8 protein-coding genes and 1 pseudogene are annotated in these 13,934 nt (G+C 42.7%); 5 read left to right on the top strand and 4 right to left on the bottom strand.

Annotated features, from left to right (window positions below; translation table 11 throughout):
• The first annotated feature begins 105 nt into the window (after nt 1-105).
• Entirely contained in the window at nt 106-1,116 is a 1,011-nt protein-coding gene (locus QT973_RS03330) for a leucine-rich repeat domain-containing protein (RefSeq protein WP_333057554.1), read from the top strand.
• A gap of 139 nt (nt 1,117-1,255) precedes the next feature.
• On the opposite strand, the gene QT973_RS03325 is transcribed toward QT973_RS03330, so the two are convergent.
• Complete coding sequence (locus tag QT973_RS03325) at nt 1,256-1,627, bottom strand: hypothetical protein (RefSeq protein WP_333211274.1); 372 nt, start codon at nt 1,625-1,627, stop codon at nt 1,256-1,258.
• Between the two features lie 46 nt (nt 1,628-1,673).
• Here QT973_RS03325 and QT973_RS03320 point away from each other — a divergent pair.
• Nucleotides 1,674-2,862: pseudogene (locus QT973_RS03320) on the top strand (RNA-guided endonuclease InsQ/TnpB family protein).
• A gap of 48 nt (nt 2,863-2,910) precedes the next feature.
• On the opposite strand, the gene QT973_RS03315 reads toward QT973_RS03320, so the two are convergent.
• The gene (locus tag QT973_RS03315) at nt 2,911-4,410 is read right to left on the bottom strand and encodes an NAD(P)/FAD-dependent oxidoreductase (RefSeq protein WP_333056358.1); all 1,500 of its coding nucleotides are present in this window, start codon (nt 4,408-4,410) and stop codon (nt 2,911-2,913) included.
• 207 nt (nt 4,411-4,617) lie between these two features.
• Here QT973_RS03315 and QT973_RS03310 point away from each other — a divergent pair, with 207 nt between their 5' ends.
• From QT973_RS03310 to QT973_RS03300, 3 genes are all read left to right on the top strand, one after another.
• Nucleotides 4,618-6,309, top strand: a complete 1,692-nt coding sequence (locus QT973_RS03310) for a hypothetical protein (RefSeq protein WP_333390599.1) — start codon at nt 4,618-4,620, stop codon at nt 6,307-6,309.
• Nucleotides 6,310-6,420: 111 nt separating this feature from the next.
• Complete coding sequence (locus QT973_RS03305) at nt 6,421-7,416, top strand: pentapeptide repeat-containing protein (RefSeq protein ID WP_333056353.1); 996 nt, start codon at nt 6,421-6,423, stop codon at nt 7,414-7,416.
• A 91-nt stretch (nt 7,417-7,507) separates the two neighbouring features.
• On the top strand, nt 7,508-8,842 hold the full coding sequence (locus QT973_RS03300) for a serine/threonine-protein kinase (RefSeq protein WP_333211270.1): 1,335 nt from the start codon (nt 7,508-7,510) through the stop codon (nt 8,840-8,842).
• Between the two features lie 198 nt (nt 8,843-9,040).
• Here QT973_RS03300 and QT973_RS03295 read toward each other — a convergent pair whose 3' ends face one another.
• Nucleotides 9,041-11,470, bottom strand: coding sequence for an ATP-binding protein (locus QT973_RS03295; RefSeq protein WP_333211328.1), 2,430 nt, complete (start codon nt 11,468-11,470; stop codon nt 9,041-9,043).
• Between the two features lie 1,184 nt (nt 11,471-12,654).
• Complete coding sequence (locus tag QT973_RS03290; protein ID WP_333056350.1) at nt 12,655-13,290, bottom strand: DUF6658 family protein; 636 nt, start codon at nt 13,288-13,290, stop codon at nt 12,655-12,657.
• Nucleotides 13,291-13,934 lie beyond the last annotated feature (644 nt).

The following is a 13,934-nucleotide window of genomic DNA, read 5'->3' as shown; positions in this document are numbered from 1 at the left end:
TTTCTCAAAACCCGAAAAAAATCTCATTCACCAATGAAATATAATTGCTATACTTATCTAAAATTTCAAATCTCGCATCTAAACTCGATTAAGGCAGCACAGCTTATGATAAGTTATAATAACTTTACCGATTGGTGCAAGCACAAAGAAAACATCTCTTCAGGCGCCAAACATACCGTAGACATACTGTTGCAAATATCAGACACCGCCGAGTGCGATCGAGCTAACGAACTGCTTTCTAATACAACAGAACTTAACCTCAAAAATCTTCAAATTACCGATATCAGCCCCCTCTCATCTTTTACTCAACTTACTACTCTCATCCTCGGCAGTAATCAAATATCTGACATCGCTCCCCTGCAATCTTTAACTAATCTGAAAGCTCTGGTTATAGATGTCAATCAAATATCAGATATCAGTTCGCTTTCATCTCTAATAAATCTGACTATACTCGTTCTCGATACCAATCAAATCTCAGACATCAGTCCCCTAGCAGGTCTAACTAATCTTACCGCACTTGTCTTGTTTGACAACAAAATTTCCGACATCACTCCGGTGCAAAAGTTAACTAACTTAAATGCGCTGATTCTCTACAACAATCAAATTTCCGATCTCGCTCCTCTGGCAAATTTAACTGAACTCCAGACACTCTACCTTTATAATAATAAAATATCGGATATCACGCCGCTGGCTTCCTTAAAAAATCTCAAGACGCTGTTTCTGTTCGGAAATGAAATATCTGACATTACTCCGTTGAAATCTTTAACTAATTTAAATAAATTGGTTTTATTCCAAAATCAAATATCAGATATTAGTCCTTTGACATCGCTGACTAATTTAATTGAACTCAACCTCGGTAACAATCAAATATCAGACATCAGTCCGCTGAAATCGTTAACTAATTTGACTGAACTTTATTTGTTCAACAATCCGATTTCGGATAGCAGCGCGCTACAAGCTTTAAATAATTTATTTTTACTAGACTTGTACAACAATCAAATCTCGGATATCAGTTCCCTGCAATCTTTGCAAAAGTTGACTACGCTGGACTTGCGCGGCAATCCCATTGTTAATAAAATTTGCCCTGTCAATCCTGAATCTATCTGTCGGTTTTAATTAATTATTAAGACCGAGGCAAGATGGCAGTTTATAGAGTATAATGTTTAACGTCAATATCAGGAGAAAGTGATGAGCGGACACGATGCTTTGATGTTAGGATTGCTGCTGTTGCCAGGTTTGGCTTTGTCGATCGCAATTATGGGCGCTTTTGCCGCTGGTGGATAATCAGTTTTGGCAGCAGGGAGATTTTGTAAAAAGTAGTTTTTTCCTCGTTTTCCTCGTTCCCAGGAAGAGCCTGGGAACGCATTTCACTATTGCTCTGCCTCCTGTTTTTTTGCAAGCGAGGCAGAGCCTCTGGATCTCGGTTCCCAGCCAGAGCCAGGGAACCAGTTAATTTTCCTTCTCCCTTCTTCCTTCTTCCTTCTTCCTTCTTCCTTCTTCCTTCTTCCTTCTTCCTTCTTCCTTCTTCCTTCTTTCTTCTTCCTTCGCTTACCAAAAAATCGGGTCTAAAGCCCCCTCCTTCTAGGACGGCTTTAATTCCCACAATGTGTGAATAATTGTTAAACATACAGATTTGCAAGTAAAAGTCTTTGTAGAATTGGTAGGCTATTCCAATGATAGTTTTAGAGTTTAAGTTAAAGGGCAAAACGGAGCAGTATCGGATCATCGACGACATGATTCGGACGGCTCAATTTGTCCGAAACAAAACTCTTAGGTATTGGATAGAAAATCAAGGAGTTAAGTTAGTAGACCTGTACAAACAATGCGCCATCATGGCAAAAGAGTTTGAATGGGCAGGCAAGCTTAATTCGATGGCACGTCAGGCTTCGGCAGAACGTGCCATTTTTGCTATCCAACGTTTCTTTGCTAATTGCAAAGCCAAGAAACCAGGGAAAAAGGGATACCCGCAGTTCAAGAAACATACTCGATCCGTTGAGTATAAAACTTCGGGTTGGGAATTTTCTACCGACAAAAGATGCTTGACACTTAAGGATGGTTTTGCTGCTGGAAGGTTTAAGTTAATCGGTAGTCGGGACTTGCATTTTTATGCACCCAGTGAGATAAAGCGAATCAGAATTGTGCGTCGTGCCGATGGCTACTACGCACAATTTTGTATCAATGCGGAACGAAAAGAGGAATTCGTTTCTACTGGTGAAATTATTGGAATAGACGTTGGACTAAACCATTTCTATACTGATAGCGATGGCGAAACAGTTGCCAACCCTCGATATCTCCGTAAAAGTGAAAAAGCTTTGAAGAGATTGCAGAAGCGAGTTTCTCGAAAAAAGAAAGGATCGGGTAATCGGAAGAAAGCGATCAACAAGTTAGGAAGAAAACATCTGAAGGTCAGTCGGCAGCGTAAAGACTTCGCCATAAAGACGGCGTTGTGCGCGGTAAAATCTAACGATTTTGTAGCCTACGAAGACCTTCATGTGCGGAATATGGTCAAAAATCACAAGCTTGCTAAATCTATTAGCGATGCAGCGTGGTCACAAACTTGATCATTATTTGGAGTATTTTGGAAGAGTGTACAGCAAAACAATAATTGCTGTGGCTCCTCAGTATACTTCTCAAACCTGTTCAAATTGTGGAAATCTTGTTAAGAAAACGCTGTCAACTCGAACCCACATTTGTGGTTGCGGTACGATATTGGATCGCGATCACAACGCCGCGAATAACATTTTGGCGAAAGGGTTGAAGCAGGCAGGAGTTGGCTTTAATTTAAATACGGTGGGGCACACCGAAATCAAAGCTTGGGGACAGACCGATCTCTACTCAATGGTGGCAGCAAAACAGAGATAAGTTCGACTGATTGATCCAAGAATCCCCGCGCCTTCAGGTCGGGGAGTGTCAAAAAAATTGTGCTGTCACATCGGAATTTACCAAAGTATTCGCGCACAAAATACCCGATGCTGCGACAGCGGGCACGCCAATTCCCGGCATGGTGCTGTCTCCCACGCGATACAAGCCTTTGACTGGTGTTTGCGGCCCGGGAAATGTGCCTTTTCCGGCGGCAATTGCAGGCCCGTAAGTTCCTTGATATCGATGCAAAAATCGGGCGTGGGTTAGCGGTGTGCCGATCGACTCTAAGACTATCCGCGATCGCAAATCCGGTATAATTTTTTCTAAAGCTTGAAACAGAGATTGCGATCGCTCTTGCTTTTTCTGCTGATACAATTCGCCATATTCCCAACCTTCGTAAGGTTCCAATGTATAAGCGTGAATGGCGTGATGTCCGGGCGGCGCCAGAGTTTCATCCCACACTGTAGGAATCGAAATCATGCAAGTATTTCCGGGTACTGTAATGTCAATCTTGCTGTCGTGAACGACGACGTGGTGGCCGGTCAAACCTTCGAGTCCTTCGGCTTTAATTCCTAAATGCAGGTGCATGAAACTGTCTACTGCTGGCATCGACAAAGCGTTTTTTCGGTAGCTTTTCGGCAAATCTTCAGGCCGCAGTAATTTTGTATAAGTATCCCAGATTGTGGCATTGGAAATGACAATTGGGGCGCGGATAATTTCGCCATTTTTCAAGCGAACGCCAGTGGTTTTGCCGGATTCAACTAATATTTGCTCGACGGGAGCTCCCAGGCGCAATTTTCCTCCCCAGCGCTGCAAGCCTCTGACTAAAGCATCGACGATCGCACCGCTGCCACCTACAGGATATTCGATCGCACAGCGCGATCGTTCGCCAATCATAAAAGCTATTTCCGGCGCGACAGTTCCGTGCGCTTTCAAACCAGACAGCAAAAAGCACTCCAAATCGATCAAACGCCGCACCCAAGGGTCACGCACGTCCCGATCCATCAAGGAACCTGCTGAACCCGCGATCGCACCTACTAGCGGCAACAGCTTCAGCAAAGCAGGCGAGTACCGAGACAGCAAAACAGGTATCAACTGCCAGTCGGATCTCAGCGCTAAAGCCGGAATTCCACGCAAAGCTTCATACAAAACTAATAAATTTTGTTGAAATTGCTGTAATTCTACAGCACCTTGCGGTGCGAATTTAGCTACAGCATCTAAGTAACTTCTCGCATCAGCATAAATCGGTAAACTTCCCTCTGGAAAATGGTAATGCCCCAGCGGATCGTAAGAAATTGCAGCGATCGATTCCTCCAAAACATCAAAAACTTGCCGCAAAGGATTGAACGAGCGGGAGTCAGTCAAACCGCAATAAAAAGAAGGCCCCGAATCAAAGTGAAATCCCCGGCGCGAAAAGCTGTGAGCTGCCCCGCCCGCTATGATGTGGCTCTCGCAGACGAGCACCTGCTTCCCGTAGCGAGCTAGCATCGAGCCTGCGACTAAGCCCCCAATACCGCTCCCAATTACGATCGCATCAAAGTCTTGCATTTATCAAATGTGGTATAATTGTATTATTTCTTGCTAAGTGTTGACCCGCCCAAAAACGGGTACCGTGCCACCTACGCTCCTGAGTGGAGATACTAAAATTTTAGACTCAAGTTCTGGTTCCCAGATTCACGGCGCTGCAAGTAAATCTCAAATCTAAAATCTCAAATCTAAAATCGACTGACAGGGTATTTTTATGGGAGGAAAACTATGAAAGCTTTATCTATTTTAGATGAAGTTGTTCGCGAATTAGAACAAGACGTGAATCTCTCGCGCATTAAAAAAATAATATTTTTTGCTTGTAAAGAGTTCTGGGAAAACGACCCTGCCCAACTCGCCAGCGCCGATGTAAGGATTTTAATCGAAGAACTGTGCGCCAAATACAGCAGGTTAGAAGATATTGAAGCTGTTTTAAATAGTATAGTCTCTAAGGTTAATAAAAAAAACGAGTATGCTTTAGTAGCAGACCTCATAGTCTGTCAACTTAGCAGGCTGTATGAATTTGAAGACTTCACCAAATTAGAAGTAAACATATCTAGTTTTGGCGGTCAGGAATCTCCCGCATTTGAAGAACACTTTAGTTCGGAAGTACCCAGCAGCGAAGAAAGGGCAAGAAACCCCGGCACTTTATTTGATGTGCGACAAAAAATTTTGCAGCAAACAAATCCGCTGAGGGCGAAAATCCTCATTTTTTCTACTCTTTATCACCAGTTTACTTTTAGCGATCGCGACTGGCTACTTCTGAAAACTCAAGAACTTGACAATCTACTGCGACAACTGTTTAATGTCTGTACCACCCTAGCCGAACTGGAATCTCAGTTGTACAGAACTGCTAGCAATCTCGACAACAGAGATGAAAACGACCAAGCAGCGAGCGTAATCATCAAAGCGATGAATCCTTGTTACGCAAAAATGCAACAGGAAGAACCCCATGAAGCCGAATCTTCGGCTAGTGAAGATTACGATCAGACACATTTAAACAACAGTGTTTATCAAGAGATCGAGCTGGTGGACAAAGGCAGCGATTATTTTGATCCAGGCGAGATTACCCACATCCTTCAAGCTGCTCCACCTCACTATCATTATGACCCTCAAAAGAGTTACTTAGTGCCGGACACGGCAGAAAATCTACCGTTTCAAGAACCCGAAACCAGCAATAATTATCCTACTGAGTTCAGACAGGAAATGGTAGAAACATTCCCAGTTGCAGAAATGCCGACTATTATCGAAATTTTAGAACCTGCTGCTCCTGTTATTATAAATATTAGCGATTCCATCAAACGCAAGTTGGGATTGGAAGAAGAAATGACAGAATTAGTCAGTCAAAGTGCTAACTCCGCCACAGCGCAAATAGAAAATATATTCACCCAGTTAGAATCAGCCTTAAATGGAAAGTTTTCAACCGGAAGTGCAGAGGATCGTTTGTACTGGAAATATAAAAATCTCAGAGAGTATGTAGGCAAAGTTCAGAAGTTTGCCGATAAATTGCTGGAAATTTTGATTGAATTGGAGTCAAAAGAAAGCGGAAAAAATCTTTCTAAAATCCCAGAAAATATGGCAGACAATATTTCCGAAATCCCGCCGGAAAACTCTAGCCCTAAAGCAAATCAGTATCAGCTTCTGGAAATGGCAAAACAAGGCAAACCAAAGGCGATCGCCCAATTGATCAATCAATTGCTACAGCCTAAAGGAATTGCTGCTACAGTAGGATTTAAAGACGGTTGGCTCCATGTGATTCTGGAGTCTGCTGAAGTACCAAACCAACAGACTACAGCTACATACATTCACAAAAAACTGTGTACTTTAAAATCAAAATATCTTACTCATGTGAAAATTCACGGGCGACAGTTAGGCAGCAAAACAGTTTCTTGGACTCAAGAATTTGTCAATCAAAATCATTAAATATCCCGACTTAAGTCAGGGGCTAGACAAACTAATTCCGCCTGCGCGAACAGAAGAATTTTAACAATTCTAGAAATAGCAGATTGTACCTAATTAACAACAAAAACAAATATGAATGCCAGCGAAATTTTAAGGCGATATACATCAGGAGAACTAGATTTTCAAGGTATGAATCTCAGAGGGGTATACCTGAGCGGTGCCGATTTAATTGGCGTCAATTTAAGTAATGCTGACCTCTGGGGTGCAAACTTAGCGATGTCGTACCTGAGCAGAATTAACCTTCAGCGCGCCAATTTAACTAATGCAAAGCTGTGCGGTGCTAACTTAAATCAAGCAAACTTGAGCGGAGCAAATTTGTCCGATGCAGACTTCCACGGAGCGACTTTGCAAGGTGCAGACTTTCGCAGAGCCAATATCTCTTTGGCAGTTTTTATTGATGCAAATTTGAGCGATGCAGATATGCGAGGTGTGAATTTGCAAGGTGCAGATTTGCGCGGGGCGTGCTTGCGGGGTGCAAATTTGCGGAAGGAGGTGCGGATTTTTGAGGGTGCAAATTTGCGGGGTGCAAATTTGCAAGGTGCCGATTTGCGGGGCGTCAATTTGCAAGGTGCCGATTTGACTAAAGCTAATCTCAGTCACGCGAATTTGACAGAAGCATCTCTGGGGGAAGCAAATCTGACTCAGGCGAATTTGAGCGAAGCTATTTTAGATGGCATATATTTGACTGAAGCAACTTTGGTAGAAACAAATTTTTCCTGGGCTGTAATGACAAATGCTAAGTTGGAAAGAGCTGTGTTAATTGATGCTGAATTTGCTGGCGCTAACTTGCGGGGTGCATTTCTTCCTGATGTTAAGTTGAGCAATGCTAATTTAGTTATGGCTGACTTGAGTCGAGCTAATTTAGTGAGGGCTGATTTAAGTCGAGCTAATTTGAATCAGGCAAATTTGAGTGAAGCTGATTTGACTGATGCTTACCTGGCTAGAACAGATTTGCGGGAGGCAATTTTGCACCGCACAACTTTGATTAGGGCAGATTTGAGCACTGCTAATTTAGCGGGGGCTCAGTGGCGCGGTACAATTATGCCGAATGGAGAAATGCACGGATAATTACTTGTACTAGCAATTTAACGCTCTCGGGAAAATAGTTAATTTAATAGTTAAGGAAATTTCATATAATTAAAAAAAATAGTGCAATGCTGTGTTAAATCCAGGAAAAATTTTACAAGAACGTTATCAATTGCAACAGCGTTTAGGGCGCACAGCGACCGGTCATCAAACTTGGCGAGCAGTAGATTTAGAGTTTCAAGAACAGGTGACACTAAAAATGTTAGCTTTTAGCCCGGAAATGCAGTGGGAAGAACTCAAGCTCTTTGAAAGAGAAGCACAAGTTTTGCAGGCGCTAAATCATCCCCGCATTCCTTGCTATCGAGATTATTTTTCCCTGGAGAGGGAAGCCGGATCGGGATTGCCTTGGTTTGGGTTAGTGCAAGATTATATTCCGGGGTTTTCGCTTCAGGAATTGTTAGAAAATGGTCAGCATTTTTCCGAAAAACAAGTACGAAAAATTGCCACTGAAGTTCTGGAAATTTTAATTTATTTGCATGAATTAAGTCCCCCGGTTTTGCACCGAGATATTAAGCCGAGTAATTTAATTTTGGGGGAAGATCAGCAGGTTTATCTAGTAGATTTTGGTGCGGTACAAGCTCAAGCGGCGGTGACAGGTGTAACGTTTACAGTGGTAGGAACGAGTGGCTATGCACCCTTAGAACAGTTTTGGGGGCGGGCGGTGGCGGCTTCGGATTTGTATGCTTTGGGAGCTACTTTAATTCATTTGTTAACGGGGGCGACTCCTGCGGATTTGCCACAGAAAGATTCTCGGATTCAGTTTAGCGATCGCGTGAGTGTCAATCCTACTTTGGTAAGCTGGATTGAGAAGATGACGGAAATCGGGTTAGAAAAGCGTTTCCCCCTGGCTAGAGAGGCTTTAGCCGCTTTGAAATCGGGCAACATACAAGGAGCTAATCTTCAAATTGCGACTGTTCGGAAAATTGCTAAACCGCCTCACAGTCTCATTCAAGTTAGCAAATCAGCGACGGAGTTACACATTAAAATTCCGGCTGTCTTAGTCAGAAAGCCTTTATTCTCTGCTTATCTAGGAACAGTAATGCTAATGATATTCATCCCGACAATTATCCCCTTTTTAACAGGAGAATTGAGCATAGGGGTAGTAATTTCGGTACTTATAATAGGTTTCTTAGTTAAGGTTATTTTTGAGATAAAGCAAGTTAAATTTAATCGCAAATTTTTTAAAATAACACATCAGGTATTGGGGTGTAAATACTTACAAGAAACAGGAGAAATATCAGAAATCTTGGGTGCTTTCATTCACAATAACTCTCTTTCGGGAAATCAAATCAAGATTCGTGCCGGTAACGATATGGGAACTTACTTTTATGTTGTAGCAAAAAATTTGAAAGAGGTTGAGGCGGCTTGGTTAGCGCAAGAAATTCAAGATTGGTTAAATTTAAGATAAATTTTTGTAGGGCGAAGCCTTGGTGATTAATTTTTTTTGTATAATAGACATCTCCCAACTCAAAATGGGTGACGCGCTCACTTATAGGGTGTCTAAAATACAACTTTAAAAGAGTTATGCTAAGGCTTTCAAGAAAAGACCCGAATTAAAGTCAGTATATGTTATTACCCGATCGCCCAAAAAACATTAAATTTTAATTCAATTTTCTCCCTTCACAGGCAAAACGATCGCAAACTCAGTGCCAATTCCCGGCTCGCCATTCACTTCGATGCTTCCGCCATGTTTCTCTACCGCAATCTGGTGGACAATTGCCAACCCCAATCCAGTTCCTTTTCCGACACCTTTCGTCGTGAACAAATGGTCGAATATCTGCTGTTTAATTTCCTCTTTGATTCCGGTGCCGTTATCAGCTATTTTAATTTTAATGTACCCTTCGCCAACTATATCAGTGCATATCGTGATGCGGTTGGGATTGGCGGTAATTTCGCTAAAAGTGCGTCCTATATTTGACTCTTCTAAGGCATCGATCGCATTGGCAAGGATGTTCATGAAAACTTGATTTAATTGACCGGGAAAACATTCTATTTTAGGGAGATTGCCGTATTTAGTGATAACTTCGATCTGCGGGCGGTGTTCGTTTGCTTTGAGGCGGTGTTTCAAAATTAAAATAGCGCTATCAATGCCTTCGTGAATATTAAAAGGAACTTTGTAGTCTTTGTCGCCTCGCGAGAAGGTACGCAAACTGTTGCTGATGCTGCAAATGCGTTCGCATCCGAGTTGCATTGAATCAATCATCTTTGGTAAATCTTCCAAAAGATAATCGATGTCTATCTCTTCGGCGTGGTCGGCAATTTCCGATGGCGAGGCCGCGGAGCGATACAATTCTAAGTGTTCGATTACATCTTCCAAACTCCTTTTACCTTCGCTTAAATTGCCAGAAATAAACCCAATCGGATTGTTGATTTCGTGGGCGACTCCGGCGACTAAATTGCCCAAAGCTGACATTTTCTCGCTTTGGACGATTTGCAGTTGTGCTTGCTGTAAATTTTTTAAAGTTTGTTCGAGCTGTTGATTTTGCTCTTGCAAAAGTTCTGCGGCTCGCTTGCGCTCGGTGGCATCCACGCCCAAACCGATAATCCCGATTGTCTCGCCCTGGGAATTTTTTAACTGCACTTTGGTGACTTCTAAATAGTGCAGTTTGCCGTCAACAAGTCTGAGAGTTTCGCTGGAGTAATGCGGCGAATCTTGGGCAAGGCAGGCCGCATCTGAAACCAGACAGTTCGCTGCATTCTCTCCGAGTATATCTTTGTAATGATCGACAGCTAAAAACTCGCTCAGGGGCACGCCCACATCTTCACAAAATGTCTTGTTGAAAAACTGTACTTTACCTCTAGGATTAACCATCCAAATCCAAATCGGAGCGACATCAAGAATTGCTTGCAGCATTTGTTTCTGCTCCGCAAGCTGAGCTTCGGTTCGGCTAATTTTTACTAGCGATCGCTCTAATTGTTGGTTATAATCCTGATATTTTTTATAGAGCAGAGCATTTTGCAAACAGATGGCTGCCTGGGAAGACAGGAGATTGAGAAGTTGCAGTCGATCGCGGGTAAAAACTTTTGCGGTTAAGCGATTTTCCAGATACAAAATGCCGACTAAGCTGCCTCGATCGAGAATCGGCCAACACAGCAGGCTCTGCGGTTGATATTTGAGGATGTAGGAGTCGGAATCCCAATCACGTTGTTGAGTGAGATCCCGAACAATCACAGGTTTCAATAAATTTTTAACGCAGTCAACAATTTTGAGGGGCAAGATATCGCTGTTGTCATCGAGTTTTGCGGATGATAAGTCGATCGCCCACTCGACTCCCGAATTGTCGAGCGTGCTGGTAGCCGCGATTTCCCATTGATTGCCGTTTGGTAAAATCAGCGCTCCTTTGTCAGCTCCTGTATTTTTCATCGCCAGTTGCATGAGTTTGGCAATCAGTCGATCGAGTTCTCTTTCACTAGAGAGCGCTTGACAAGCTTTGAGCAGTGTTGAAAAATTCCCGAAATCTGAGACACTCGCCGAAACAGACGGATGAATGGATGGATGAATGGATGGATGAATGGATGGATGAAGCGATTGATTTTGCCCAGCAGGTGTTGGAAAATTTGCTAATGAATTTGCAGGGAGTTTTGCCTGTTCTAAAATCGGTTTTAATAATTGAGGATAACGTTTTTCTAAGTCATCAATTTTTGCTCTGTCTCCCCAGCGGACATAGCAATCATAGGCATCTATCATGTAGATTCTGGCAATTTTTTCCCTTCCTAATGACAGGTAAAATTTAGCAGCGAGTTCGCAGGCAAGAGCTTCTTCATTGACATATTCGTTAGCTTTAGCTCCGGTAATAGCTCGATCGTACAATTCCATTGCTTCTGCTGTCTGTCCCAAAACGCCCAGCAATTCTGCCTCAACCAGATCGAACTTGTGTTGGTAATTGATCGGCGTATGGTGCGCGAATTCTTTGAGTTTTTTCTGACTAGCCCCAACGCGATCAAGGATTTGTTGGCGCTCCGCCGGTGGGGCCTCTGCATAGATTGCCAAATCTGCCAGCGCATCATAAAAGTCGTGCATCATCGTTACTAGCATCAAAACACAATTCCCAAGATAAGGTTTACCTCCATTTCCCCTGTCGATTGGCTGCGGATTACTGCTCTAATATATCCTGAATCCGTGGCCTCTTTTTGCTAAATTTTATACACCTCTATATAGCAGGTAACAGTCAAGATTAATTGAAAGATTGGAAGGTTTAATGTATTTGTAAATAACCGATCTGCATTTCAGTCTGTCGAAAATTTTTCTTCTGTTTAGGACTATTTCTACCGATGCAATTAACGGTCGCTAATGCAACTTTTGGAGATTTGGGCAGCACCGCCTCTCGGAAATCCTCCGCCACAATAGCGTAGGTTTGAGAATTTTAGCGGCGGGTTGTCGGTCTTTCTCCCCCATGAATCGATCGATAGCCGATCGAGAATCTGTGTACGATTGCGCGATTGCGCGATCGAGCGATACCCCGGTATTACCCTAGTCAAATATACTCCATTTATTATTGTGTCCATATTGGCTGACCTCAACCCAGACATTAACTTGACAAAACTTGGTCTATCTATCTTAGGGCATAAACACCATAATTTTCGAGCTGTAGATCAAAAAATCAAATTATCTATTAAAAAATAATGTTTTATACTTGAGCGATCGCGATTAAAGCTGTTTACTTACGTATAAGTTTCTGCTCTTAATCTCAAAGGCGATTAAATAAACGCAAAATTCCGTATAAACACTGCCTTGTCATGTATTGAAAAATACACACCTTAATTAATTGAATTTAATATAGCTCGATCGCCCAAATTTCCGCAAAGCCGATCGAAAAGTTATTACCTTAAAAAGTCCAAATACAATCTATATATATTATAAAGAATCCGTCGTGAGAGCAGTGGCATTCCAGTCCCCCGAATTTATCTCGCGCAAGTCAATGCTTCAATTCTTTAATCTTTAATCTAAAATCGATTTACCGAAAGCATCCAGGATACAGGCCCCGAATTTATCTCGCGCAAGTCAATGCTAAAATCTAAAATCTAAAATCTAAAATCTAAAATTGATTGACTTTACCTACATTCCGACAGAGGTTAAAACCCCTGTCGGAATGTAGCTTCCAGAAAAGGAAACAGCGTTATTTGAGATTAGTAGTCTGTCGCTCTTTGGGCCTATCGTTGAGTTCAGTCAATATCTCGATTCACTTTCGAGCAAATATCGTCTGAGGCATCTTGAGCCTTCTATCTTGCATCTCGTGCTGCATCATTGATATTTTCTTGGCCGCCGGCGGTATTATATCTCAGAGACTCAGTACCCTCTGATACTCTTTCTTTTGCTCCCTCGGTGGCTTCTTTAACAATATCTTTTGCTCCCTTCAAGCCTTCGCGAGTGTTTTCTTTAAGATTAGCAAAGCCTTGTTTGGTTTTGTCGCCAAAGTCATCAGCTTTCTGCTGGGCGGTGCGAGCATCCTCCTTGATCTTTTCGCCAATTTGGTCGAGTTTTTCAGGCGCATCATCCGCTACCCGCCGCACATTTTCACCTACATTGTTGCTAGATTTCGTGTCAATGCGGCGCTGCGCTTGATCTTTGAGAAGCTGAGCTTTTGCTTCTGTTGTTGTCATCTTTTTGTTTCTAGGATCGACATCGCTGTAATCGTTCATGCCGCCTTTGAATTCGGACGTTACAGCGCCGCTCGGCACTTCTTCTCTAATTTGGTCGGCAGTTTTTCCTTTTCCTGTCATCACATCAGTTTTTCCTGCCATAATATCAGGGGCGCTGCTGCAGGCCGTACTCACAAATACTAAAATGCCAGCCAGAAAAACTGTTAAAATTTGTACAGCTCGAATTTTTTTCAGAAATGCAGTTAGTGTCTTCATAAAAATGCTCGGTAAGTGGGAAACAAGCGTGGCTTGAGCCCTGAGAAGGAAACGACGCGGCGGTTTCAACCGCTTTGAATCGCCTTTCGGGGTTGGAGAGGTATGGTTGCCCCTCCGATGGAGATATGGTTGTCTCCTTTCTCCCTTGCGGGGTAATGTTCGTGCAGACCTGGTTATAAAGGCTTGTTAGACCTGCAACACTGTTTCAGTGACTTTAAAACTGTTTAATTGCAGATGACAGAGCGGAAAACTGGCGTCGCATTCACCGGTGTCGTGACCTAAATAACGTCTCCGCCATGCGGGGGTCTGGTCAGAACAGCTTGCAATTTCTTACAAGCTCAGTGGCACTTAGCCCTGAGTTCCTGACAAAAATGCTCCTTTCTATTGTGAGATGCTCAAATGCCTGGTGGTTTTGTAGATGGCTAGCCTTACCAAATTAGGCACTTAAACACTTTTTTAAGTATACGAATAGAAACCGTAGCTTTTCATCTATCCCAAGTTACATTCCTCAAGTTATAGTAGGAGGAAGAAGGAAGAAGGAAGAAGGAAGAAGGAAGAAATAAGAAGGAAGAAGGCTCTTCAGCTTGGCGAGCGGAGAGAAATCACCAATCAGGAAGAAGGAATGAATAATCCTCAATCTTTTA

It is taken from the genome of Microcoleus sp. Z1_A1 (assembly GCF_036700305.1).
Taxonomy (GTDB): domain Bacteria; phylum Cyanobacteriota; class Cyanobacteriia; order Cyanobacteriales; family Microcoleaceae; genus Microcoleus.
This window is presented reverse-complemented; position numbering and strand designations above follow the sequence as displayed.